Consider the following 25,452-nt stretch of genomic DNA (forward strand, 5'->3'; position numbering starts at 1 on the left):
TGGTGAAGAGCCTCCCGGGGGTTAGAGAGCTCGCGGTCACCCATCCGGGCGGAGCCGGCGCCGGTGCGGTTTTTCCGGCAACCGGCCACTATTAAGGGTCTAGGAGGGGTGCCTGGACGGGTATTTGGGAAAAAAGGGAACCTCCTTAGCTAAGAACACACAATTGGTTAATACGTGCGGCAAACTTTCTTCACAATCAAGTGTTACCGGAATAAACAAAGGAGGTTGTGATTTATGAAAAAGAAATTGGTCGTTGTTATGGCCACTTTGCTCTTGGTAGCGCTGGCGGTCCCTGCTGCCTTTGCGGCCCTGAACGACCAGCAAAGGGAAGAAGTCAATCAGCTCTTCCAACAGATGTTCGAGCTAAAGAAGCAAATTATCGATAAGTATGTAGAGGGCGGGGAGATTACCCCGGAACAGGGCCGCATAATGAAAGAACACCTGGATTACATGCAACAGTATCATAGGGACTACGGCTTTGGTATTATGGGTGCCGGTCACTGTGGCGCCGGTTTCTTCGGAAATAACGGGGGACGACCTGCCCCTTCCGGTTTTAGGTACGGAGGGCATATGATGGGCGCCTACGGTATGATGTATTAAATACTGGGTACAAAAACCAGGACAAGCAGGGCCCTGATCTTTATACAGTTCAGGGTCTTGCTTCATTAAGAACTATCTTAGCTCCCAAACCCCTGAAGGCTGTAAAAGGAGGCCGCACTAGTTTCCTTCCCGAAGGAGAAGAGAGCCTTGGAATTCCTGACAGCATATTTACCTTATCTCATCTTAGGTGGCTTAATTTTTTTCATGATGCGTTATGGGGGTGGGTGTTGCGGAGGTCACCGGCACAGCCAGCATAACCCCGGAAAACGTATGGAGCATGGCGAAGACGGTGGTGGTCACCCCCAAGCAGACCACCCAATGAGGGAACAAAAAGGCAGAATGTTTACCGGCCAGGTCCGGGACCCTGTCTGTGGAATGATGGTAAACAAGGAAGAGGCTGTTTACAGGATTTACGGCGGACAAGAGTATTACTTTTGCAGTGAGGATTGCGCGCGTATCTTTGAGGCCCGGCGTGAGCGCAGGGCCAACTTATGAGGGCAAGTAGACTCACTTAACTTTCTTAAATAGGTCACAGCTCTTCTTTTGGTAATACCGGCTTCTTTAAATCTGAGAAGAGATGTGGCCTTTTTATTGTGGGTGTGGCCAATAACTCAAAGGCTGTCCCTCAGCCGGGTAGGTCTAAGGCTTAAACCCTTTCCTAGGTCTGGCATTCCTCGATTAAGCCTTGATTCGCTGTAGATGAGGGAGTTCCTCGCCCACGAGGGCCAGTTTTCTATGACTGCACCTTCATAGAGGAAAGTCTCGCCACTGAACCTACCTTCTGAAACTCCCCTTATATCGGCCGCCGATATCCAAGAGGAAGCCGTCCAGTGCGGCTTCTGTACTCCCGTTTATATTCTTACGGCCACGCCGAGTTTGCTCCCCAAAAGAGCAAAACAGGACGTCGAGCCGTCGTCTTAGCTGCGGATTTCCAGACAATGAATTCCGCACCAACCCCCTAGAGTTCCTGCATGGGAACCGCCAAGGCCCCAGATTGGACTCCTTTTCCGGTGGTAGGACAATCCGAGGTCTTCGTACAATGTACCGGGGGGAAGTGAGATGGCGGCGGCAGGAAGAGTGGGCAGCAAGGATCCGGCGGGAGGCTATATAATTAAGGTAATATATACGGGCTCAAGGGAAGAGGGTGAAAGGGCCCTGAAAGAGGCCAGGCGTCACGCCTTCCAGAGACTTTGCGCCGCAGGCGGGAAGGGAAAGGTGGAAGCCGGGTGCTGGCCGTAATATACCTGCGCGTTTCCACCGACGATCAGGCCCGGCACGGATACAGCCTTGAAGCCCAAGAGGAGGCCTGCCGAAAGAAGGCACGCGAGCTGGGGGCCGACCAGATGGAAGTATACCGGGATGAAGGCTACACAGGAGAAATTCTGGAGCGCCCAGGCCTCCAGGCCGCCCTGGCCGCAGCAAAGAGCGCGGCCTTCTTTATTGTTTATGATCCCGACCGGCTGTCCAGGCGCCTGGCCCATCAGCTCCTCCTGGTGGAGGCCATAGAAAAGGCCGGCTGTCGGTTGGAGTTTGTAACGCTGGACTGGCAGGCCAACCCGGAGGGGAGGCTTTTTTACTCTTTACGCGGCGCCATCGCCGAATACGAAAAGGAGAAGTTCAAACTGCGCAGCCAGTTCGGCCGCCTGGCCAAAGCTAAACAGGGTTATCTACCTTTCGACCCCAGGACCTACGGGTACCGGTACGTTGAGGGAAAATACGAGGTCGACGAGGCTAAGGCGGCCGTGTATCGCCGTATGGCCGATATGGCCCTGTCGGGGAAATCCTGCAGCGAGATAGCCGCAGCCCTGAACGCCGAGGGGATACCCGGGCCCAGAGGGTCGAGATGGTACCGGCAGACGGTAAGAAGGATACTGAAAAACCCGGCCTACAAGGGCACCTTGTACGTCCACCGGTACGACACCGAAGGGCACAAGGCCGCAAGGCAGCGGGGAAGCAGCGTAAGCCCTAGAATCCGCCCCCGGGAAGATTGGATAGCCGTACCCGTACCACCGTTAATCGATCCCGCAGAATGGGAAATCCTCCAGCAGGCCATCGCTTCCCGGAAGCGCGGCCGCCAGGGGGAGAAAATCCATTACTACCCTTTAAGCGGCCTCGTCTACTGCGGTCTTTGCGGCGGGAGCATGTGCGGCGGCTACGGCAGGAGCCGGGAGGGGAACACCTTTAGATATTACATTTGCACCCGGGCATGGGCGTCCGTCCGGGCAGATAGGCAAAGGCCGGTGTCCTGCCCGGGCAACAGGCACCGGGCCGACAAGGTGGAAGAGGCGGTTTGGGGCAAAGTGAGGGAATGGCTTTATGACCCCGAAGGCCTGGTGCGCGACGTCCTGGATATCTCCGCAGCCGAACGGATTTCCGAGGAAGCCGGAAGGGTGAAAAAGCGCCTGGAACAGGCCGAACGGGAAAGGGAGCGGGTTTTGGAGGTATATAAGCGCGGCCTTATAAGCCTGGAATTATTCGAGCGGGAAGTGAAGGAGTTGGAAGTAGAAAAGAAGGTTTTGGAAGCCAGGCTGAGGGAACTGGAAGAAACGGTTAATTCCACCTTAGAAGTGCCTTATGGCGCGGGCACCTTGCCTGAGGTGGCCCGGGAAGTCGTGGAAAGGTTGGACGACCTACCCTGGGAGGACAGGGAAAAGCTTATAAGGCTTTTGATACGGAAGGTCATCCTCTTAAGCGGCGAAATGGTGCTGGAGGCCAGGGCACCTCAACCCTAAAACAAAAAAGATGGAATGCTTATCGCTAAACGATTTAAGCCATATTGAACATTTTCTTGGGAATATGCAATCACCTAGGAAGTAAAATCGCCAGAAGGAGTATTGTTGTCGTACGACGAATTACATCTCAAGCATATGGGAGGCTCCTCCAATAAGAAAACGTGGACAGGTGATGGAGAATGCAACCGCAAAAGCTGGCCATAATGAGCGACACACTTGCTATTTGCAGGCTAGACAAGGATGCTCCCCTACCGGAATGGGTACAGAGGAGCAGTTTTTTCTCTTGCACTCGAACGCCTTCTGAGCTTTCCATTGTCTGCCCCCAGAAGGATGTGCCCCCAAATATCCTTTGCGAAAAGGGGTGGCGATGCTTTAAAGTAGAAGGCCCCTTAGATTTTTCTTTGACGGGAGTTTTGGCTTCATTGGTTACCCCCTTGGCTGAGGAGCGAATAAGTATCTTTGCGATATCTACATACGATACGGATTATTTACTAGTAAAAGAGGAACAACTTGATTTAGCAATCCGTGTCCTTAAGCAGAGTGGCCACCATATTGAGTGATTGACCGTATAAACATGACTTGGAGTTCTTAATGGGGTTGTTGCCTCCCGACGAATACATGAGGATTTAGAAGGTTTTAACGGTTGCGGCTTCGAAATGCTCACGAACGTCTTCGTCCCGTGCAACGGGCGGTTTCCCCTGTTAATAGCCCTGGCCGGCATCTTCATGGGCGGCGCGGAGGGGCGCAATAGCCTGCTTGCTGCAGGGGTGGTAACGGGGGTAGTGTTGTCCGGCATAGGAATGACCTTCCTGGTTTCTAGGCTTCTTTCGCGGACCCTTTTAAAAGGGGTACCTTCCGCCTTTGCCCTGGAGCTCCCCCCCTACCGCTGGCCCAGGATAGGAAGCCTGCTGGTACGCTCCTTTCTGGACCGTACCGTTTTTGTTCTGGTTCGGGCGGTAACCGTGGCCGCCCCGGCAGGGGCCGTCACCTGGGTGCTGGCCAATACCGAGATATATCACGAGAGCCTGTTAAGTCTAGCAGCCCGCTGCCTGCAACCTTTGGCTGGCTTTATCGGGCTGGACGGGTACATCTTGCTGGCTTTTATCCTGGCCTTGCCGGCCAACGAGCTGGTGTTGCCCCTTCTGCTCATGGCCTATCTTAATCTGGGATCCCTCGTAGAACTGGATACTCTGGAAGCCCTGGGGGGCGTCCTCCGTTCCCAAGGGTGGACCTGGGCTACGGCCCTGGGGGTTATGCTTTTTAGCCTCTTCCATTACCCCTGCGGTACGACACTCCTTTCCGTCTACAAGGAAACCAGGAGCCTGAAATGGACTCTGCTGGCCTTCGGCCTTCCTTTGGGGGTGGGATTTGGGGCTTTGCTCTTGCTGAAAGTAATTTTAGTTTTCGGGCAAGCCTGTGCGCTCCTGCAGGTGTAAGAGGGTGGGTTTATAAGAGGTTAGTTTAATGTTGTTGTATATTACCGGTACAATTACACTCGGGGTTGACAGCAAAGGTGTTCTGTGCGAAATTAGAAGCGGGGGGGTATAACATGGGTTACTCAATTGTGGGCGAAAGTGTTAAGAGGGTCGATGCCGTGGCGAAGGTTACCGGGAAAGCCAAGTACACCGGTGACTTTCTGGAAAGGGATATGCTGGTCGGGAAAATCCTGAGAAGCCCGCACGCTCACGCTATTGTTAAGAATATTGATGTGAGCAAAGCCAAGGCCCTACCAGGCGTAGAAGCGGTTTTAACTTACCGGGATGTCCCGGCGAACAAGTTTGCTACCGCCGGCCACCCATATGCGCTGGACCCAGCCCACAGGGATAAAGAGGACCGCACCATTTTGACCAACAAAGCCCGCTTCGTAGGGGATGCCGTTGCCGCCGTGGTGGCCACCGATGAATTGGTGGCGCAGGAAGCCCTAAAATTGATCGAAGTAGAGTACGAAGTATTGGAACCCCTGCTCACCCCGGAGGCGGCCATGAGGGAAGGCGCCCCTCTGATCCACGAGGATTGCCCCAGAAATATCGTGAGTTCCGCCGGCTATGAAATCGGCAATATCGAAGAGGCTTTTAAAGAATCCGACTACATTTTTGAAGAAGAATTTGAAACGAGCATCGTACAACACTGCCAGTTAGAAAACCATATATCCATAGCTTACGTGGATAGCGACGGCCGCATTGTGATAATCACCTCTACGCAGATTCCCCATATTGTCAGGAGGATTGTAGGACAAGCATTGGGCATTCCCTGGGGAAGGGTGCGCGTTATAAAGCCCGCCGTCGGGGGTGGGTTTGGCAGCAAGCAGGACGTGTGTCTAGAACCCCTGGCCGCAGCCATGACCCTGGCCGTAGGGGGAAGACCGGTAAAGCTCGAGCTTTCCCGGGAAGAATGCATGATCGATACCCGTACCCGCCATGCCATTAAGTATAAGATTAAGACCGGTGTTGCCAAGGACGGCAAGTTGGTGGGTATGCACATAACCGCCATCTCCAACACCGGGGCGTATGCCTCCCACGGCCATTCTATCCTTATGGCCGGAGGCTCCAAGTTCAGAATTCTTTATCCCATGAAGGCCTTAAAATATGACGCCTACACGGTATATACCAACCTGCCTGTGGCTGGTGCCATGCGGGGCTACGGGTCCCCCCAGATAACCTATGCGGTGGAGTGCCACTTGGAGAATATAGCGAGAAAATTAAATATGGACCCAATAGAACTACGCCGCAAAAACCTGGTTCAGGTGGGATACGTGGATCCTCTGAACGGGAATGTGGTCAGGAGCTGCGGTATTCGCGAATGTATTGATAAGGGCAAGGAATTGATCAAGTGGGACGAGAAAAAAGCGCGGTATCAGAATCAAACGGGCACCAAGCGCCGGGGGGTAGGCATGGCCTGCTTCAGCTATGCCTCCGGCACTTATCCCGCAGGTCAGGAAATTGCGGGAGCCAGGATCGTCTTGAATCAGGACGGTTCCGTCCAGTTGCAGCTCGGTGCTACTGAAATAGGGCAGGGAAGCGACACAGTTTTCGCCCAGATGACGGCCGAAATACTGGGCATTCCCGTAGACATGGTCCATGTTATTTCCACCCAGGATACCGACGTCAGCCCCTTTGACACCGGCGCCTATGCCTCCCGCCAGAGTTACATTACGGGCATGGCTGTGAAAAAGGCTGCCTTAGAAGTCAAGGGAAAAATCCTGGACTTTGTTTTTAAGATGACGGGTATCCCTGCCCAGGCCCTGGATATTAAAGATTGTAATATAGTCTACAAGCATTCGGGAGAAGCGGTCATGCCCCTTGCGGAGGTAGCTTTGCGGACTTACTACGACCTTTCCTCCGCCCACCCCATAACGAGCGATACTTCCAATAATGCGCGGGTAAACGCCTTTACCTTTGGGGTGACCTTTGCGGAGGTGGAAGTAGACGTCCGTACGGGGCAGATCGAGGTAGTCGAGATATACAACGTCCACGACTCGGGCAAGATCATTAATCCCCAACTGGCCGAGGGGCAGGTGCACGGCGGTGTCAGCATGGGCATCGGCTATGCCCTTATGGAACAGATGTTGTTCGACGAGAAGACGGGGAAACCCCTTAACAACAACCTGCTGGATTATAAGCTGCCCACCATCATGGATATCCCGGAAATAGGGGTGGCCTTTGTCGAAACCTTTGAACCCACCGGACCTTTCGGCAACAAGTCTTTAGGAGAGCCGCCGGTGATTCCGGTTGCGCCCGCCATTCGTAATGCGGTTTTGGATGCTACGGGGGTGGCCTTTAACCGGATACCCATGAATCCCCAGCGGGTCTTTGAAAAGTTCAAGGAAGCCGGGTTAATATAGGAAGGCGGTGAGGATTTATGTATAACATCCAGGGGTATTTCGAGGCGGAGACAGTAAAGGAAGCCGTAGAGCTGCTGGCGGCCAATCCTAACCTAGTGGTTATTGCCGGTGGAACGGATGTATTGATAAAGATGCACCACGGTCAGATAGAGAAGGCAGAGTTGCTCAGTATTCGCAAAATAAAGTCCCTGGAGGGGATTGAGAAACTCGAGGACGGAACCATTACCATCGGCCCCCTGACCACCTTCACCCAGGTGGCCAACAGCCCCGTAATTAAAGAGAACATCCCCGTCCTGGTGGAGGCGGCCTTATCCATGGGCGGACCCCAGATCCGAAACGTGGCCACCATAGGCGGCAATATCTGCAACGGGGCAACCTCGGCCGACAGTGCCTCCACCTTGTTTGCCCTGGACGCGCGTTTAAGGCTTGAGGGTCCTCAGGGCGAGCGGGTGGTTCCCATCCAGGATTTTTACCTGGGCCCGGGGAAGGTGGATTTGAAGCCGGCGGAACTTCTTACGGGTATTCTCATTTTCCCTGAGAATTACCAGGGGTATGCCGGGCACTATATTAAGTTCTCCATGCGCAAGGCCATGGACATTGCCACCCTGGGCGTGGCTGTCCTCTGCAAACTAAAGGAAGGCCGCCTTTTTGAGGACGTGAGGATCGGGCTGGGGGTGGCCGCACCCACGCCCATCAGGTGCCCGGAAGCCGAAGCCTTTGCGAGGGGTAAGGACGTCTCCCGGGAAACCATAGCGGAGATCGGGAAGTTAGCCGTAAAGGCTACCAGGGCCCGGACCTCCTGGAGGGCCTCTAAGGAATACAGGGAGCACCTGGTGGAGGAGCTTACCCAGCGGGCCTTGAAGGCGGCGGTTCTTAAGGCGGGGGGTGGGGAAGTTGCTTAGAAAAATTTCCTTCACGGTTAACGGGAAACAACAGACTTTAGAAATCGACGTGCGGGAATCGCTGCTGGAGGTTTTGCGCAACCGTTTAGGCTATACCGGAGTAAAAAAGGGCTGTGAGGTAGGGGAATGCGGGGCTTGCACAGTGCTCGTGGACGGTACCCCCATCGACTCTTGTATATACCTGGGCGTCTGGGCCGACGGGAAGGATATCGTCACTATTGAAGGCATAGCCAAGGACGGGGAGCTTTCCAAGGTACAGAAGGCCTTTATCGAAGAGGGAGCCGTCCAGTGTGGGTTCTGTACTCCCGGTTATATTCTTACGGCCACGGCTCTGGTAGAGAGTGGCAAAAAATATACCAGGGAAGAGCTTAAGCGGGAACTGTCCGGGCACCTGTGCCGGTGCACCGGCTACCAAAACATCCTGCGGGCGGTCGAAAAAGCCCTGGCGGATGAGAACAATTAAGTGAAGAGGAGCAGGGGAGGTTTTCCCCTGCTCCTTTTTTACGGGAGCCTCTTCCCTCGAAATGAAGAGAAGCCCTTCCGGTCTAAAGAGCTGAGCACAAGTGTTGGTCTGTTGATCTGCGAGGCTCCTCGAGCGAGAGGGAGCTGAATTGCGCCTAGCTAAGAAGCGGGGATTCCTGGGGTCTAAGGACTGAGTTATCCCCACTTTTTGCAGGGCAGGCCTGCTTGGGCTTGGAAGCGAGCGACTAAACCTGAGCGGTAGCCAAACTTAGCGAGGTGAAAGGCGGAGGCAGGCCCGAGGCCATGGATGGCCGAGGCCGGCAACTGAGACAGGAGGTCGAATTTGCCGGGAAGCCTGCCGGAGCCTTGAGCCAAGCGCTAGTTTGGCCCGCGAGGGAGGCCTTTGCGAGCGAAAGCCAAGCAGGCCTGGGATCAAAACTGGGGATACGCCAGGTCTAAGGAGGGTTGATCCCGCCGGGGTTTATTTTCCAAAAAAATTGTATAGACTATCCCCACAGGAAGGATAAAGGAGGTAGTCTTGGTGCCCAGGATCATCGGTATCGTACCCAACCAGGACCAGGTAGGCGGGTTAATCGACAGCCTTGAGGCAGCCGGCTTCGACCGCCGGGATATGATCGTTTCCAACCTCAGCAAGTCTCTGGAGGAGAGAAGAAACCCGAGCGAGATAACCTTTTTGAAAACCGAGCGCGAAGGCCTGTGGGAAACGGGGGCCTATATCGACTTTTTGGCGGATGAGGCGGGGACAGGGATAGTGGTCGCCGTGGAAGTGCCCCGCCATGAGGCGGCCAGGGTGCGGGAAATAATGGAACAAAACGGTGCGGCCAAAATTTTGCAGGATTAAAGGGCGCCGCCAGTCTGGCGCCCTTTAATACGGGCCACCTGGGAAAGGAGATGGATACTGCGGGTTTCTTTATAAAGTTTGGACCGCGTAAAAGCCAGGCCTCATGCTTCCTTTTCGCTTTCATAGAGCTCATGGGCAGCTTCATTTAGCCTCAGATAAGAGGCAAAGGCCCTTTGATAGTATCGGCTGGCCTCCGCGTCAGGTGTGTGGCGGCCGGCTACAGGATTCCAGCCCTTGCGCAGTTCGCTAAAATCACCAAAAATACCTATAGCATACCCGGCCAAATAGGCCGTTCCCAAAGCGGTATTATGGTGCCGGGGATAGTCGATCTCCCGGCCCAAAACATCACTGAGAATTTGCCGCCAGAGGCGGTTACGGGCTCCCCCGCCGGTAATCACTACTCGTGTTACTTCCGACGCCGCGCGCAGGTATCCCTGTTTAAACTCATAAGCTATGCCCTCCAACAGGCCGCGGAAAATATGTGGGCGGCGGTGGAGGGGTGTTAGACCGAAAAGAGTTCCCCGGACCATGGGGGCCGGCCGGGGCAAACGGCGGCCCATGAGATGGGGCAGGAAGTAGAGGCCCTGGGCGCCGGGGGGAACTAACCCGGCTTCCCGTTCCACCAGGCTATAAAACCGGCTTTCCGGAAGATCAGGGAAGAAGGAGTGCCGGTACCAATTAATGGCCTGGCCGCACGCCAGGATGTTGGCGCAGAACTCAACAGTGGAAGGCTGATCGCTTATATGAATGGTGCGGGCCGCTTCAACGAGGGGCCGGTGGACGAGGATGGCTGTTCCGGTAGTTCCCAGGTAGAGCATCAGTTCTCCTGGCTCCGTTACTCCTGCCGCCAAAAGAGTGGCAAAGGAGTCGCCGGTACCCGTAATAACCGGAGTACCGGGGGCCAGACCGGTGACGGAAGCCGCCGTCCGCGTTACGGTCCCTGCTACGGCGGTGGCCGGGAGGGGTTCGGGTAACAGTTGGGGGTTTAATTGAAGCTCACGGCATAAATCCTTCCGCCACTCCATTCTAGCGGGGTCGAACAGGCCGCCAAATATGTTGGCCGTATCCACATCGGTAGTTTTACATCCGGTCAGGCGGTAAACGATGTAGCTATGGGGGTTTAAAACGACATCCCCCCTTTCGTAAACCTCGGGTTCGTGTTTTTTCAGCCACAAGAGTTTGGGCAAAACCTGTTCCAGGGTGATCTGCATTCCATACTTCTCTTTAAGCTCTCGCAACTCGGTTCCTGCACGGTTGTCGCAATAAAGGAGGGCGGGCCGGAGGGGGACACCCTCCGGGTCTAGAAGGCAGAGGGCAGGCACTAACCCGCTTATGCCTATGGCGGCAATTTCACTAGGGTTGACCTCCGCTCGCGCTAACAAGTCCTTAACCAGAAGGACGAACTCCCCCCACCAGTCTTCCTCCGGGTCCTGTTCCGCCCACCCGGGCTGGGGGTACTTTATACCATGAGAGGTATAACCTGAAGCCAGGATGTGACCGCTGCTGTTTACCAGCACGGCCTTAAGGCCTAAAGTTCCTATATCCACCCCTAAAAGTACCGGCAACTCAACCGCCACCTTTGTTCAATCCGGGAAGGTTAAAACTACCCGGTAGGTATCCGGTGCCATGGCCAGCTTAAAGGCCGTCTCCATATCGGGGAAAGGAACACGGGCACTCACCAGGTCTCCCACCTCTATCAATCCTCCCGACAGGAGGGCCGTGGCCTGGCGGAAGCTTTCCTTGTCGTGCCGTATGGAGCCCGTAAGGGTAAACTCACTGTAATGGAAATCGTTGGGATCGATTTCCAGGGGAACGGCAGGGTGCAGGGACCCATATACTACAAGGGTACCTCCCTTCACCAAAAGCCTTAAGCCCTCTTTCAGGGCCGGCGCGCCACCTGCCGTGAAAAATACCGCCTCTGCTCCCCTTCCGCAGGTCAGCTCTTTCACAACGGAAGCAAGGTCTTCTTTAAAGGGGTTAACGGCGGCAATAGCCCCCAGCTGGAGGGCCTTCTCCCTGCGTGAAGGGTCGGGTTCACTCACGATAACCCGTGCCCCCCGGATTTGGGCGAGCTTGAGGTGCAGGAGCCCCATTACCCCGGCGCCCAGAACTACTACTGTATCTCCCGGGCGCAGGTTTCCCCGGCCGATACTACGAACCACACAGGCGAGGGGCTCGGAGAGAGTGGCGTGGACCAGGTCCACATTTTGGGCGAGGGGATAGACCTCGTAACCTTTGGCGATGAGGTATTCGGCAAAACCGGCCGGGCCCCAGTAATTGCCGGGGTTGGACTTTTCTCCCGCGTTAGCGCACATGTGGTCCTGGCCTCGACGGCAAAAATAGCACTCACCGCAACGTATGAGGCTGGCTACGGCGACTTTCTGTCCGGGTGCCAGCCTTTGGGCGACCCGCGGACCAACCTCAACTACCTCCCCGGCAATTTCGTGACCTCCCAGGAAGGGATAAGCTCCTTCCACACCCTGGTAAAACCGTTGTTCCCAGGTGCAGATGCCGCAGGCCCTAACTTTAACAAGCACTTCATCTGGTTCTAACTTCCTTAGCGGAACGTCTTCCAGTTGAATTTTCTGGGGACCGATCATTACTGCCCTAAGCAACATCCATCAGCTCCTTTTAACTCTCTAGTATGGCCTGGGCTTCCTCCAAGGTAGCCCCCTTGTGGATCAAAGCGGCCAGGGCTGCTGCCATTTTTTCCGGACGCGGATGGCCCCACACGTTGCGCCCTATAGCCACCCCTGCCGCCCCCTCATCGAGAGCATCTTTGATGGAGGCCAGGAATGCTTTTACATCATTGGTTTTGGCACCCCCCAAGACCACAACAGGGACAAAGCAGGTTTCGGTTACTGCCCGGAAACCTGGCCGGTAAATGGTCTTGATGACATCTGCTCCCAGCTCGCACGCGATGCGGGCACCCAGAGCAATGTTATCTAAAGTGCGCAGGGATGGGTCACTATCAAAGCCTCCCGGCGATATCTCGCCTATCAGGGGAAGTCCCCAGTTATCGCACCGGCGCGCGATATCGGCCAGTTGCGGTAGGGTTATTTCCTCTACACCCACCCCGGGGCCGGCGTTAACGATAACGGCATCGGCTCCCAACCGCAGAGCTTCCTCCACACCATAGGCCAGCCGGCTGGCATGGCCCTGTCCCATGGCCGTGGGAGATATGTCCAGGCGTAGGATTACCCCTAGGCCGGACAGCTCCCGGGCAAACTTTCGGGCCACGCCGTAATTGACAATTACGGCATCCACGCCACTGGCCGCCATTTTTAATATGGTCTCTTCGGGTCGTTCCAGACCCGGGAGGGCCCCGGCGTTGGTGCCGTGGTCCAGGGCGACGATGAAGGTCCGTCCATCTCGTTGAAATAAGCGGTGCCAACGTCGTATCTTATTCATTACATATACCCCCTATGAAATTATTCGCCTGGTAAATAGCCCGCTCAGCTCAACGTTCTTCTCGTACATAAGGTATTCCCTGGGAGCGGGGTACAACTGAACGGCCTATCATGAACACCAGAACAACAAGGGTGACCACGTAGGGCAACATTAAGAACAAATGATACGGTAGATCAAGTCCCATGGCCTGCATCCTTAGCTGAAACGCATCGGTGAAGCCGAAAAGCAAGGTAGCGATAAGGGCGCCCCAGGGGTTGTAGCGGCCGAAAATCACCGCTGCAAAGGCGATAAAGCCCCTTCCCGCCGTCATGTTATCCATGAAGTACCGCAGTCCTCCCACCGTCAGGGATGCTCCTCCTAGGGATGCCAATACGCAGCTTAGTATAATGCAGGCGTAACGTACCAGGTAAACATTTATCCCTAGAGTGTCGGCGGCCTGGGGGTGTTCGCCTACGGCCCGGATTTTGAGGCCCCATGTGGTGTGGAAAAGTACTGCGTAGGTAAGGGGTACCATGAGGAGCCCCAGATAGACTAGGATGTTGTGCTTAAAGAGGACCGTACCGAGGACCGGAATTTGGTCCAAGACGGGAATGGCCAACTGAGGCAGTCCGGGGGATTCCGGCTGCAAGGGGGTGGCACCCAATAGAATCCGGTAGAGGGTGCTCGTCACTCCTAGGGCGAAAATGTTCTCTCCTACTGCCGTGACCACCTGGTCGCACCGCAAGGTTACGGTGAAGAAGGCGTGGACAAGGCCCATGACGCCCCCCAGAAGGATGGCTGCTAACACTCCTACGTAAGCATTGCCGGAATAATAGGCAAAGATGAAGGAGCCGAAAGCACCTATGAGCATCATGGCTTCCAGGGCAATATTAAGTACACCCGTGCGTTCGGAAAAGATGTCTCCGATGGCGGCCAGCAGAAGGGGCGTAGTCATGCGGATACCGGCCACCAGAAAATCCAGGGAACTAATTATTGCTAATATGGCTGCCAATCACTTTCCCTCCCTTAAACCACCGCCGGAAGTATATTTGGCGGACTGCCACAATGCCGATGATGCTTAAAACAGCCAGAGCCTGAATAATGTAGACTATGGCCACCGGTACGCCTACGGAAATTTGCATGGAGTTGGCTCCATTGCGGAGGGCTCCAAAGAAGAGGGCGGTCAGGAGGGTACCGAAAGGGTGCAATCCTCCCAATAGAGCAACAGCAATGGCATCGTAACCGTAGCCTACCATAAAATTCTCCAGCAACCGGTGTTGTACCCCGAGGATTTCCGAACTGCCCGCAAAAGAAGCCAGGGCGCCGCTGGCAGCCATGGTAAGGAGCATGACCCGCTTCACTTCTACACCGCCGTAGCGGGCCGCATCCCGGTTGGCTCCCACGCTCCGGATTTCGAAACCCCAGGTGGTATGCCACAGGACCCAGTAGACCAACCAGGCAAAAACAAAAACCATTAGAAATCCCGCATGGAGAAAAGTACCCGGGAGGATGATGGGCAGCCGGGCGCTTTGGACTATCGGCGGGCTCTGCGGTGCAGTCTGCCCGGGCTCCATAAGGAAAGTATTGACCGCCAATCCGACGAGGTATATTGCCACATAGTTCATAAGGATGGTAGTAAGAATTTCGTTAATGCCGCGAGTGGCCTTAAGATATCCGGGAATGAAAGCCCACAGGGCCCCGGCAACCGTACCGGCCAGCAGAGCCAGGAGCAAGTGGATAACGGCGGGGATATCTAGCGGATAAACTCCGATCCAGGTGGAGGTCAGGGCCGCTACATACAGCTGACCTTCTGCTCCGATGTTGAAAACTCCACCGCGGTAGGCGAGGGTTACAGCTAGGCCGGTAAAGGCCAGGGGAACAAAACGCAAGAGGGTGAAAGAAAGGCTATCCAGGCTCCCAAAGGAGCCCAGGAACAGTTCCCGGTAAGCTTCTAAAGGGTTTACTCCCTGCTGGGCGATGATAACGGCGGCCACGGCCAGGCCGAAAAGTATACCCAGTAAGGGCGTCAAGATGGCACTCCAACCTTCACGACAAAAAACTTTAATCCAGGCCGAGAGTTTCTCTGCCACTTTTGTTCCCTCCCGTTAGGCTTGGCGCCGGGAACCGGCCATTAGTAGCCCGATAGTTTCCAGGTCGGCCTGGGCGGCATCCAGGAGACCTACGATTCTTCCCTCATAAAACACGGCAATGCGGTCGCTGAGCTTCATAATCTCTTCCAGTTCGGTAGAAATATATAAGATGGCCGCACCTCGCTCCCGCTGGGCCAGAATTTGTTGCTGAACGAATTCAGTAGCCCCGATGTCCAGGCCTCTAGTGGGCTGGACGGCAATAAGGAAATCGGGTTCTCTGCACAGCTCTCGCGCCAGGATAAGTTTTTGCTGGTTTCCCCCGGAAAGAAGGCGGACTTTGGTTTCGGGACTCGGGGTACGGACACCATACCTGCGGATCAACTCTCTTGCATGGTCGCTGATGACTTTGTGATCCATCTTGATACCACGGGCAAAAGGATGGCGGTAATATACCCCCAAAAGGGTGTTCTCCTTTATACTGAAATCGAGGATGAGTCCGGTATGCTGCCGATCTTCAGGAATATGGGCCAGCCCAAGGTCGTATAGGGCTTTGGGCGGAGCATTGGTAACGTCCTTCCCCTTCAGTCGTATTCTACCGCCGGAAGCACGCCGTAGGCCGGTGAGCACCTCTGCCAATTCGGTTTGGCCGTTACCGGCTACCCCCGCAATACCCAATATTTCACCCCGACGGAGGCTAAAAGTAACGCCTTGGAGGGCGGGAAGTCCGCGGTTGTTAAGGGTCTGCAGATTCTCTACCTCCAGGATTACTTCCCCCGGGCTGGACGGGTTCTTGGTCTTTTCCAGCGATATGTCTCGGCCGACCATAAGGCGGGCCAGCATTTGTTTGTCGGCCTTCTTAGTTTCCAGGTTCGCTACAACCCTTCCATCTCTCAGCACCGTTACGCGGTCGGCAACGGCCATAACTTCGTCCAACTTATGGGTTATAAGGACTACCGAGTGTCCTACGGCTACCAGCTGGCGCAGGACGCGAAAAAGGTCGGATACTTCGCCCGGAGTAAGTACTGCGGTAGGTTCGTCCAAAATGAGTAAGCGGGCTCTGCGGTATAGCGCCTTAAGAATTTCCACCCGCTGTTGAACTCCTACCGGTAACTGCCATATCTGCGCGTCCAAATCCACGTGAAGGCCGTACGCGTCCATCAATTCACGTATTTCGGCTGCTATCCTCTTCTTTTCCAGCAACGGTTCCCGCCGGGAAGGTAGGCCCAGCATGATATTTTCCAGGACGGTAAAGTTATGCACCAGCATAAAGTGTTGGTGCACCATTCCTATACCCAGATTTATAGCGTCACGAATGGAGCGGATTTTGACGTCTCGCCCCTGCCAGATAATGCGTCCGGCATCGGGAGTATAGAGGCCGTACACACAGTTCATGAGGGTGGTCTTGCCGGCCCCGTTTTCCCCTAACAAAGCATGAATTTCCCCCTGGGCGATGTCCAGATCTACGTGATCGTTGGCCTTTACTCCCGGGAATGATTTACAGATACCCCGTAGCTCCAGCAATGCCGCCATAATATACGAATTCCCTCCCGGGCTTAATTGGCGCGGGAGGGGGATTTCCCCCTCCCGAGATGGGTCTTCTAAAGACTTCCTTTCAGCTGGATCTTCCCGGCCAGTATATCTTCGGCTGCTTTAGCCACCTCGTCCTGAACTTCCTTAGGCACCTTATTGCCGTACTTGCCGATGTACTGGACCTGGTCTTTGAGCCCGAACTGGTATACCTTACCTTCGAATCGCCCTTCTTTAAATTCTTTAACACCCGTAGCAATGAGGAGGGATACCTTCTGCACCGCGCTGGTCAAAACGTGATCCGGCGCCTGATCGCGGTAATCACCGGTCCACCCAATAACCATCACGTTCTTCTCTTTGGCCGCTTGGATTACACCTAGGTTGCCGGCATCGCAGTTGGCTACTATTACGTCAACACCGTTAGCGATTTGGGCCAAGGCGGCCTCTTTAGCTTTGTTAATGTCTTCCCAACTACCGGTATAACCGTAAGTTACTGATATATTGGGGTTTACTTTCCTGGCCGCTTCCTCCAGGTTGTCGTATTCCATTTGGCCTGTAGGATCCTTAGTGGCCGTCACGATCCCAATCTTATTGGTCTTCGTGGAGCGGGCGGCCACAATCCCCACCAGATATCCTAGTTCACCATATTTAAACTGGAGGGAGGCCAGATTCGGTCCTGTTACATTGGTACCGATGCCCGCAAACATTACATCGGGGTATTCGCTGGCCACCTGTTTTAAAGCATCTGAGAATTCAAAGCCATGGCCCAGGATTACGTCGTAGCCTTTCCGGGCATACTCCCGCATGATCTGAACCTGGTCGTTCTTTTTAACGTTTTCGGTGTAGGCTACTTCAGCTCCCAGGTTTTGCTTAACTTCCATTAAACCTTCGTAAGCGCTCTGACTCCAACCGCCGTCATTAATGGAACCCGGGAGCAGAAGGGCTACTTTAAACTGGTCGGATTCCCCTTTTTGTTCTTGGCCGCCCCCTGTCGGACTCTGCTGTTCGGCAGTCTTACTGCCACCGCAGGCCACCAGCCCGAGGGCCAAAATCGCAACCAGGCCGATGACTAAGGCCTTCTTGAGCCTTCCTATCATAGTTGTTGGCTTACCTCCCCTATGAAACATTTTTTTGGGCATCGCCTTGTCCACTAACCACGCGCCGCCGGAGACAATGGATTCCGTTTCTGCCAGGACCTCACCTCCTAACAGCCTTTAGTCTCCTCCAGGGTTTTCCTGGATGCCGTTATCAGGGACGCAATACGGGCCACGCGCCGTCCAACGGCGCGGACCGCCGAGAGACCTAGTTCATCCTTTTGGGCTCCGGCCTGCTTGAGATCTTGCGACCACACCGCAGCCCCATGATTTTGGAACTTTTCTCCCCCCACGACAATCATGCCCTCGGCTAAGCAGAAATTTAGAATGGCTCCCAGAACGAATTCCTGCCCTCCGTTACGGCTGCCGCCGACGGCTATGGCACCGGCCACCTTATATTCCAACGCGCGGGGCACGGCATCGCAGACTTCGGCAAACCGCATGCGGAAGCGATTGAACAGGGCTGCCAGCTGGGAAGGGATGTTCATATCGTAAACTGGTGCACCGATGATAACTCCATCGGCGCGGAAGAAGGCCTCTATGATGCTCGCGGCGTCATCTTGATGGATACAACTCCCCGACTTCAAGCACCGGTCGCAATGAATGCAGGGCTTTATTTCCTTACCTTTAAGGGAAATATACTCGGTCTCCACTCCCGGTACTTGGGCGGCGGCCTTGAGGGCTTCCTGTACGCAAAAAGCAGTAGCTGCCTGGCGGGGGCTGGCACTTAAACCTAATATTTCCACCATTGCTTATCTCTCCCGGCTGAACTCTTGGATAATGCGTTGCCCGAGGGTAACACCTTTGTTCCAGGCCAAAGTAAGAATTTCTGGATTATCCTTCACAGGCAGAAAGTCTGTACCGGTGTACAACAGTTGGTCAACCAGTTCGGCATTTAAGTCGTTAAACAGCAGTTTGATTACTTCTATTTGTTTGGTAAAAGTTTCGGGGCCAAAGCTGCCCGTTACACCTACCATCATGCCCAACCGCCGGGAAGTCAGGCGGCTCGGGAAGGTAACTCGTCCGTCGGGGTGGAGGACTACCTCTACGTACCTGTAGCAGCGGTCAATAAACAATTTGGTTTGAGCCGTAATATCTCCGTAGAAAGTGGGCGTTCCCACCACCAGCCCGCGGCATCCTTCCACCGCGGCATATAGGATTTCCATATCATCTTGTATACAGCAGCTCGGATGATTGCGGCAATAACCACAATACCGACAAGGAAGAATTTGCAGATCATGAAGATAAAACTTTTGGACCCTTAGTCCCGTTGTCTCTACGCCTTCGAGGATCTTTTGCACCAGCAAGTCGGTGTTGGCCTTTTTGCGCGGGCTCCCTACCAAGCCTATAACGTCGGCCGTCATTTCTGATTCTGACCTCCCCAGTCCTTATACAAGGTGACTTCAAAGGCATAGCGGTCACTACGGTACCAGGATTCTACGAATTCGACGGGCGTATCGTCGTCCATAAAACTAAGGCGGTTGACGTAGAGCAGGGGACTGCGACGCGGTACTTGCAGAAGGCGTGCCTGCTCCGTGCTGGCCAGAGCGGCCTCCAGACGCTGCTGGGCACGAAAAAGACGAATACCGTAGCGATTTTTCAGTACAAAGTAAAGAGAGTTGTTCTCCAGGTCTTCGGTTTCCAGACCGGGACAGAGATGCTGGGGTAGGCGGGAGATTTGAATAACAATAGGTTCTGCATTGGCGTACCGCAGCCGAACAATCCGGTAAACCTTGGCGTTGGGAGGGAGCCTAAGTTTGTTGCGCAGTTCTGGATCAGGTGTCACCTGCTCAAAACTTAATAATTTAGAAGACGGTATGAACCCTCGTTCCCGCATGTCATCCATAAAACCGGTTAGGGGTGCATAGCTTCGTTCGATCTTGGGCCGGGAAACAAAAGTACCTTTTCCGTGGACGCGGTAGAGATACCCTTGATTCACCAGTTCGGTTAGGGCATGTCGGGCCGTCATACGGCTCACGCCATAGGCCTTAGCCAAGGCGGCTTCGGAAGGTACCCGGTCGTCTGGTTTTAAAGCACCGCTCAGGATTTTTTGCTGTAGATCCTGCATTATTTGAAAATAGGCCGGCGCAGGCCCTTCTACCTTGACAATATTCACTGCTTACCTCCTAGTCATCTAGACGTGCCTAGACAGGTATATACAACAGTTAGTCTTATTTTAAGTTCTACGGAAGAAGGCTGGCAAGTGGATTGTCGGATTGTAATTCTTAAAATAATGGTATTACATGTGGTGCAAGTGCATATTCTTATTTAACTTCAGCCGCAACTATGTTGTCTTCATTATATCGGAATTCGGACCTTATAGATAAGTGCTAGAGCACCCATTCACTAACTCGCCGCACGTAGTTAGAAAAGCCCCCAGGTGAAACCTGCCTGAAGAGTTGCCGCCTGCAACCCTGCGAATAAAAAGGGGTGGCAGAAAACCACCCCTATAAATGGGAGAAAAAGAGGGTTTGGCCGAATTACCTCTGGTCTAGGAGAAGATAGCTTTTCTTGGGCGATACATTTTTGTAGGCTGGTCGGATAATTTTCCCGCCGCTCACCAGCTCTTCGATGAGGTGGGCGCACCAGCCGGAGATCCTGGCCATGGCAAAGATGGGAGTGTAAAGCTCAACGGGAATGTTGAGCATCTTGTAGACGAAGCCGGAATAAAAGTCTACATTAGGCGCGATGATTTTATTGGCCTGTTTTTCAGCGGCGAAGACCTCCGGAGCCACCCTTTCGATGGTCAGGTACAGGCCGAACTCGTCCTCCATCTGTTTCTCCCTGGCCAGTTCCGCTGCCTTTTGTTTGAGTAAAACGGCCCTCGGATCGGACAAGGTATAGACGGCATGTCCTAAGCCGTAAATCAATCCTTTCCCATCGAAGGCCTCTTTGCGAAGGATCTTGCTCAAATAATGCTTAACCTCTTCTTCGTCCTTCCAGTCCTTAACGTTCTCTTTAATATTGTCCATCATTTCCATGACTTTAATATTGGCACCGCCGTGTTTAGGCCCCTTCAAGGAACCCACCGCGGCACCAATTACGGAATAGATATCGGTGCCGGTGGAGGCAACGACATGGACGGTAAAGGTGGAGTTATTGCCTCCCCCGTGTTCGGCATGAAGCACCAGTGCGAGGTCCAGTAATTCGGCCTCCAGCCTGGTGTATTGGTTATCAGGCCTGATCATATGCAGGAAATTTTCCGCCGTTGCAAGGGCCTTTTGAGGTAAGTGAATGTACAGGCTTTTATTATCGTAATAATGACACTTGGCCTGGTAAGCATAAGCTATCATGAGGGGAAAACGCGCGATCAATTCGATACTCTGCCGGACTATGTTGCGTATGCTCGTGTTGTCCGGATCGGGATCATAAGAGTACGAGGCCAGGACGCTCCGGGCCAATTTGTTCATGATATTGCTGCTGGGAGCCTTCAATATCATATCTTCCACAAACCCGTCCGGGAGGTTCCTGTTTTCGGCCAGCAAGCAGTTAAACTCCCGGAGTTTTTCCCGCGTCGGCAGCTCCCCGAAGAGCAGCAAATAAGAGACTTCCTCGAACCCGTAGCGGCCTTCCTTTTGGAAGCCTTGGACAATATCCCATACATCAATGCCCCGGTAGAGGAGGCGGCCCTTATCAGGTATCCTTTCCCCTTCATCCATAATATAGCCGTGGACCTCACCGATCTCCGTGAGGCCCACCAGCACACCGGTGCCGTCCTTATTCCTCAAGCCGCGCTTTACATTGTACTTCTCATAGAGGTACGGCTCGATGTAATTGTTTTTTTCCGCCAACACGGAAAGGTAATCTATAACGTCTTGCCTCACCATGGATAGCACACCCTTTCCTTCAAAGGTTGAACCTATAGATTTTCGAACCGGGGACGAGGCCATTGGCAAAGGAAATGCTTTTGGCGACCAGGAGGAAATGGCCGGGGTTAAGGTAAAGAGCAGTACGGGAGGGCACCCTCACCCGGCGTCGTGCTCTCCCTGGTGTCGGATTGAGGTCCCTGTCCCAGGAGAGATTATAATTATATTCGTCAATAAACCCCCTTTTCCCTCTTGGGCTCGTATGAGGTTAATGAAATTTTAACAGGCGGGGGAGGAAGGATGTTGCTGCCAGGCTATAAGGCGGGAAATATTTGAGGTAAACAGGATACTTTAAGGGGGCAGAGGTTCAATCCCAATCCCCTTGGGGCAGTGGTGGTGCGAATTACGAGTCCTTCGCCGTAGGTGAGTATGTTCTACCGCCGGCCGATAAAAAAGCAGGAGAGATGTTGATGTTCCATCTCTCCTTACGGATTATCCTGCTCGTCCTGCAGATTTAACCGGGTTTTGCGCTTTCCTTCTTCGGCCAGGGCCTTTTCTCCGGCCTTTACTAGTTTGCGCACCATGTTGCCGCCGATTTTGCCCGCTTCCCGGACCGTCAGCTCCTCGCCGGCATTGGCTAGGTCGTCATCCAGCCCCAATTCCTTGGCGGTTTCCCATTTTAGCTTATCCAGGTGTCCCTCCGTTCGCAGCCTATCGTTATCTTTCTTGTGGCTCACGGTAATTCACCTCTTTTTCTAGCCTACCCGGTTTTATCTCTTTGTATGTACAAACCTTCACCCCTTGGGGAACGAGGGAGGATTTTTCTATTTTATGCCGAAAAAATAGTTTGAGTACGGGTTAAGGGAAGCCGGTGGGATTCCGGCGCGGTGCCGCCACTGTGAAGGGGAGCCCTTGCTTAAGGGCCACTGGGATTTTGTCCCGGGAAGGTAGCAAGGAGCCATGAACCTGAGCCAGGAGACCTGCCCGTACCCATTCGTGCCTTTAACCCACGAGCATGGGCAGGGGGGCTGCTGGAAGGTAAAGAAGGGCAGGAGTTTCCCCAACTACGCGGGAAGAAGGCGCCTGTAGTTGGGTTTTTTAGTTTGGTAGGGGACAGGAAGCGGCATCCCTTCAGTAAGAAAGTAAGGAATAAAGCGAGGGGAGTCCGGCCTTGGAGGACCGGCCGGCACCAGGGCGCAAAGAGGAGGGGCCAGGTTATGTTGCCTAAGAAGATCATAAAACGCGACGGTAGGGTGGTGGATTTCGACCAGGAGCGGATTATTAACGCCATCTTCAAAGCCGCCCAAGCCGTGGGCGGCCAGGACCGCCGTCTGGCCTGTGAGCTGGCCAACCAGGTGACGGCTTTGGTTGCTCAGAAATTTGAGGACCGGCTGCCGACGGTAGAGGATGTGCAGGACCTGGTGGAAAAGGTTCTAATAGAAAACGGGCATGCCCGCACGGCCAAAGCGTACATCCTCTATCGGCAGCAGCATGCGGAGTGGAGGAATTTTCGCAACCTGTTAGTCAATGTGGAGAAAATGGTCCAGGATTACCTGGAAGGACAAGACTGGCGCATTAACGAAAACAGCAACATGAATTACTCCCTGCAGGGCCTTAACAACCACATTATCGGGGCAGTTACCTCCAAATATTGGCTGGAAAAGATATATCCCCCGGAAATACGGCGGGCCCACGAGGAGGGAGCCATACATATCCATGACCTGAGCCTCCTGGCTCCCTATTGCTGCGGCTGGGACCTGGCGGACCTTTTGGAGGTGGGCTTTGCCGGGGTGGGGCAGAAGGTGGAAAGTGCGCCGCCTAAGCATTTTCGCACGGCCCTGGGGCAGATTGCTAATTTCTTTTATACTTTACAGGGTGAAGCGGCAGGTGCCCAGGCCTTTTCCAACTTTGATACCTACCTGGCGCCCTTTATCCGCTATGATGGCCTGGATTACGCGGAAGTGAAGCAGGCCCTGCAGGAATTCATCTTCAACCTGAATGTGCCTACCAGGGTGGGCTTCCAGACCCCCTTTGTCAACCTCACTATGGATGTGGTGCCCCCCAAGATACTGGCCGAAGAGCCGGTGATCATCGGAGGTAAGCGGCAGGACGCCTGTTATGGCGAATTCCAGGAGGAGATGGACTGGCTTAATCAGGCGTTTTGCGAGGTTATGATGGAGGGGGATGCCAAGGGCCGTATCTTTACTTTCCCCATCCCAACCTATAATATTACCCCGGATTTTGCCTGGGAGAGCCCCGTAGTCGATAAAATCTTGGCCATGACGGCCAAATACGGTATTCCTTATTTTGCCAACTTCGTCAACTCGGATTTAAAGCCGGAAGACGTGCGCAGTATGTGCTGCCGCCTGAGGCTGGACAACCGCGAGCTTAAAAAAAGGGGAGGGGGGCTTTTCGGGGCTAATCCCCTCACCGGTTCCATCGGCGTGGTTACCATTAACCTGCCGCGCCTGGGTTACTTGAGCTGTTCCAAAGAGGAGTTCTTATGCAGGCTTAAGGGCTGCATGGACCTGGCCAAGGAGAGCCTTATCTTGAAGCGCAATGTTCTGGAGAAGCTCACCGAACAAGGCCTTTATCCCTATTCGCGGTTTTACCTGCGGCGGGTGAAGGAGCGTTTCGGCAGGTACTGGGAGAACCACTTCAACACCATAGGCATCGTAGGCATGCATGAAGCCCTCCTCAACTTTTCGGGCCGGGGCATAGAGGATCCGGAGGGAAGGGAACTGGCCCTGGAAATCCTGGACTTCATGCGCCAGACTCTGTCCGTATATCAGGAGGAAACGGGCCAGCTTTTCAACCTGGAGGCTACCCCGGCCGAGGGCACTTCCTACCGCCTGGCCAGGCTGGACAAGTCCTTGTATCCCGCTATCATTACTTCGGGAGACGAGGACCCCTATTACACCAATTCAACCCATTTGCCGGTAGATTTCACCGGCGATGTTTTTGAAGCGCTGGAACACCAGGATGAACTACAGATCAAATATACAGGGGGCACGGTGTTCCATGCTTACCTGGGGGAAAGGATAACGGATCTAAGCGCCTGTGGTCGTTTCCTGCAGACGGTTATGAGCCGGTTCCGCCTGCCCTATCTTACCCTCACGCCGACGTTCAGCATCTGTACCGAGCACGGCTACCTGGCCGGGGAACAATGGAAGTGCCCCACGTGCGGCCGGGAAACGGAGGTGTGGAGCAGGATTGTGGGTTACTACCGGCCGGTAAAGAATTGGAATAAGGGCAAGAAGGCTGAGTTCCGCAGGCGTCGGGTTTTCAGCCTGGCGGGCTAAGACGCGGTGAGGACCTGTGGCCATTAGAGGTATCCACAAGACTAGCCTGGTGGATTTTCCCGGCGAGGTTTGTACCACCGTTTTCTTCGGGGGATGTAATTTCCGCTGCCCCTGGTGCCATAATGCCGACCTGGTACTGCGCCCCTCGGCTTTGCCTGAGATTCCCCCAGAAGAGGTTTTGGCTTTCTTGGACCGGCGGAAGTCTTTCATCCGAGCCGTCTGTCTCACAGGGGGAGAGCCGACCTTGGCCCGAGGCCTGGAAGATTTTATTTGTCAATTGAAAGGGAGGGGCTTCAAAGTCAAAATAGATACTAACGGCACGCGGCCCGAGGTTATAGCCGGGCTTTTAGAAAAAGGTCTTCTGGATTATGTGGCTATGGATGTCAAAGGACCGCTGGAAAAGTATAACCTCCTTACGGGTGTGAAAGCGGATCTCGGAGCTGTAAAGGAAAGCGTCAACCTGCTTAAAAACAGCCGCACGGCTTACGAATTCAGGACTACAATGGTTCCGGGCCTATTGTCGGAAGAAGAACTCCTGGCCCTCGGGCCTTTGCTGGCTGGGGCCCGCCGGTATGTTTTGCAGGCCTTTAGGCCCGCGGATTCTGTTATTAACGGATACTACCGGGATATCCCTCCCTGTTCGGAAGCGACCTTGAAGAATACGGCCTTAAAATTGGCGCCCTTCTTCGGTAGAGTAGAAATAAGAGCCTAACAGGGGCCCGCGGGTTTTCCCGCCGGACGGGCCCCTCCAGGTCGCGTTCCTGACCATTCCGGCGAAGGCCTGGAAAACGAAGCGCGACATTAATACGAAGTGTTCGAATACTGCCAGCGTAAGTCCATGTCT

24 protein-coding genes and 1 riboswitch are annotated in these 25,452 nt (G+C 54.2%); of the genes, 12 read left to right on the forward strand and 12 right to left on the reverse strand.

The window, feature by feature from the left end; genetic code table 11:
• The first annotated feature begins 234 nt into the window (after window positions 1-234).
• The 10 genes from TAMC210_RS02110 (at window position 235) to TAMC210_RS02155 (ending at window position 9,399) form a co-directional block, all read left to right on the forward strand.
• Window positions 235-600: a YckD family protein gene (locus tag TAMC210_RS02110; RefSeq protein WP_173297145.1), complete on the forward strand. Its 366-nt coding sequence runs from the start codon at window positions 235-237 to the stop codon at window positions 598-600.
• 318 nt (window positions 601-918) lie between these two features.
• Window positions 919-1,095 (forward strand): YHS domain-containing protein, encoded by a 177-nt coding sequence (locus tag TAMC210_RS02115; protein ID WP_254388467.1) that lies wholly within the window; start codon window positions 919-921, stop codon window positions 1,093-1,095.
• 564 nt (window positions 1,096-1,659) lie between these two features.
• Window positions 1,660-1,839 carry a hypothetical protein gene (locus TAMC210_RS02120; protein ID WP_173297146.1) on the forward strand — a complete coding sequence of 60 codons (180 nt, stop codon included), beginning with the start codon at window positions 1,660-1,662 and terminating at the stop codon, window positions 1,837-1,839.
• Complete coding sequence (locus tag TAMC210_RS02125) at window positions 1,827-3,332, forward strand: recombinase family protein (RefSeq protein ID WP_173297147.1); 1,506 nt, start codon at window positions 1,827-1,829, stop codon at window positions 3,330-3,332. Before TAMC210_RS02120 ends, TAMC210_RS02125 begins: the two co-directional genes overlap by 13 nt.
• 203 nt (window positions 3,333-3,535) lie before the next feature.
• Window positions 3,536-3,892 carry an ACT domain-containing protein gene (locus tag TAMC210_RS02130; RefSeq protein WP_254388498.1) on the forward strand — a complete coding sequence of 119 codons (357 nt, stop codon included), beginning with the start codon at window positions 3,536-3,538 and terminating at the stop codon, window positions 3,890-3,892.
• A gap of 96 nt (window positions 3,893-3,988) precedes the next feature.
• Window positions 3,989-4,768, forward strand: coding sequence for a nucleoside recognition domain-containing protein (locus TAMC210_RS02135; protein WP_173297149.1), 780 nt, complete (start codon window positions 3,989-3,991; stop codon window positions 4,766-4,768).
• A 113-nt stretch (window positions 4,769-4,881) separates the two neighbouring features.
• Window positions 4,882-7,173 carry a xanthine dehydrogenase molybdenum-binding subunit XdhA gene (gene xdhA, locus TAMC210_RS02140; RefSeq protein ID WP_173297150.1) on the forward strand — a complete coding sequence of 764 codons (2,292 nt, stop codon included), beginning with the start codon at window positions 4,882-4,884 and terminating at the stop codon, window positions 7,171-7,173.
• A 17-nt stretch (window positions 7,174-7,190) separates the two neighbouring features.
• Window positions 7,191-8,075: a xanthine dehydrogenase FAD-binding subunit XdhB gene (gene xdhB, locus TAMC210_RS02145; RefSeq protein ID WP_173297151.1), complete on the forward strand. Its 885-nt coding sequence runs from the start codon at window positions 7,191-7,193 to the stop codon at window positions 8,073-8,075.
• Window positions 8,068-8,538 (forward strand): xanthine dehydrogenase subunit XdhC, encoded by a 471-nt coding sequence (xdhC, locus tag TAMC210_RS02150; RefSeq protein WP_173297152.1) that lies wholly within the window; start codon window positions 8,068-8,070, stop codon window positions 8,536-8,538. The genes xdhB and xdhC overlap by 8 nt, the downstream gene beginning before the upstream one ends.
• 540 nt (window positions 8,539-9,078) lie before the next feature.
• Window positions 9,079-9,399 (forward strand): hypothetical protein, encoded by a 321-nt coding sequence (locus tag TAMC210_RS02155; protein ID WP_173297153.1) that lies wholly within the window; start codon window positions 9,079-9,081, stop codon window positions 9,397-9,399.
• Between the two features lie 101 nt (window positions 9,400-9,500).
• Here the strand turns inward: TAMC210_RS02155 and TAMC210_RS02160 are convergent, their stop codons facing one another.
• The 12 genes from TAMC210_RS02160 to TAMC210_RS02215 form a co-directional block, all read right to left on the reverse strand.
• Entirely contained in the window at window positions 9,501-10,964 is a 1,464-nt protein-coding gene (locus tag TAMC210_RS02160) for an FGGY-family carbohydrate kinase (RefSeq protein WP_173297154.1), read from the reverse strand.
• Between the two features lie 18 nt (window positions 10,965-10,982).
• Entirely contained in the window at window positions 10,983-12,017 is a 1,035-nt protein-coding gene (locus TAMC210_RS02165; protein ID WP_173297155.1) for a zinc-dependent alcohol dehydrogenase, read from the reverse strand.
• Window positions 12,018-12,030: 13 nt separating this feature from the next.
• Window positions 12,031-12,810, reverse strand: a complete 780-nt coding sequence (locus tag TAMC210_RS02170; protein ID WP_173297156.1) for a class I fructose-bisphosphate aldolase — start codon at window positions 12,808-12,810, stop codon at window positions 12,031-12,033.
• 49 nt (window positions 12,811-12,859) lie between these two features.
• Window positions 12,860-13,801 carry an ABC transporter permease gene (locus TAMC210_RS02175; RefSeq protein ID WP_217267218.1) on the reverse strand — a complete coding sequence of 314 codons (942 nt, stop codon included), beginning with the start codon at window positions 13,799-13,801 and terminating at the stop codon, window positions 12,860-12,862.
• On the reverse strand, window positions 13,776-14,879 hold the full coding sequence (locus tag TAMC210_RS02180; RefSeq protein ID WP_173297157.1) for an ABC transporter permease: 1,104 nt from the start codon (window positions 14,877-14,879) through the stop codon (window positions 13,776-13,778). Before TAMC210_RS02180 ends, TAMC210_RS02175 begins: the two co-directional genes overlap by 26 nt.
• Window positions 14,880-14,894: 15 nt before the next feature.
• Window positions 14,895-16,409, reverse strand: coding sequence for an ABC transporter ATP-binding protein (locus TAMC210_RS02185; protein ID WP_173297158.1), 1,515 nt, complete (start codon window positions 16,407-16,409; stop codon window positions 14,895-14,897).
• Between the two features lie 68 nt (window positions 16,410-16,477).
• Window positions 16,478-17,503, reverse strand: coding sequence for a BMP family protein (locus TAMC210_RS02190; protein ID WP_173297159.1), 1,026 nt, complete (start codon window positions 17,501-17,503; stop codon window positions 16,478-16,480).
• Between the two features lie 107 nt (window positions 17,504-17,610).
• Window positions 17,611-18,249, reverse strand: a complete 639-nt coding sequence (locus TAMC210_RS02195; protein ID WP_173297160.1) for a flavodoxin family protein — start codon at window positions 18,247-18,249, stop codon at window positions 17,611-17,613.
• A gap of 3 nt (window positions 18,250-18,252) precedes the next feature.
• Window positions 18,253-18,864 (reverse strand): flavodoxin family protein, encoded by a 612-nt coding sequence (locus TAMC210_RS02200; RefSeq protein ID WP_173297161.1) that lies wholly within the window; start codon window positions 18,862-18,864, stop codon window positions 18,253-18,255.
• Entirely contained in the window at window positions 18,861-19,616 is a 756-nt protein-coding gene (locus TAMC210_RS02205; protein WP_173297162.1) for a GntR family transcriptional regulator, read from the reverse strand. The genes TAMC210_RS02200 and TAMC210_RS02205 overlap by 4 nt, the downstream gene beginning before the upstream one ends.
• Before the next feature lie 364 nt (window positions 19,617-19,980).
• Entirely contained in the window at window positions 19,981-21,327 is a 1,347-nt protein-coding gene (locus TAMC210_RS02210) for a citrate/2-methylcitrate synthase (protein WP_173297163.1), read from the reverse strand.
• A gap of 464 nt (window positions 21,328-21,791) precedes the next feature.
• Window positions 21,792-22,043: an alpha/beta-type small acid-soluble spore protein gene (locus tag TAMC210_RS02215; protein ID WP_173297164.1), complete on the reverse strand. Its 252-nt coding sequence runs from the start codon at window positions 22,041-22,043 to the stop codon at window positions 21,792-21,794.
• A gap of 101 nt (window positions 22,044-22,144) precedes the next feature.
• A riboswitch (cobalamin riboswitch) is annotated at window positions 22,145-22,308 on the forward strand.
• A 215-nt stretch (window positions 22,309-22,523) separates the two neighbouring features.
• Between TAMC210_RS02215 and TAMC210_RS02220 the strand changes: the two genes are divergently transcribed.
• Window positions 22,524-24,608, forward strand: a complete 2,085-nt coding sequence (locus TAMC210_RS02220) for a ribonucleoside triphosphate reductase (protein ID WP_173297165.1) — start codon at window positions 22,524-22,526, stop codon at window positions 24,606-24,608.
• A gap of 16 nt (window positions 24,609-24,624) precedes the next feature.
• On the forward strand, window positions 24,625-25,320 hold the full coding sequence (locus TAMC210_RS02225) for an anaerobic ribonucleoside-triphosphate reductase activating protein (protein WP_173297166.1): 696 nt from the start codon (window positions 24,625-24,627) through the stop codon (window positions 25,318-25,320).
• Window positions 25,321-25,452: the final 132 nt, after the last annotated feature.

The organism is Thermanaeromonas sp. C210 (genome assembly GCF_013167955.1).
Lineage (GTDB): Bacteria > Bacillota > DSM-521 > Neomoorellales > Neomoorellaceae > UBA12545.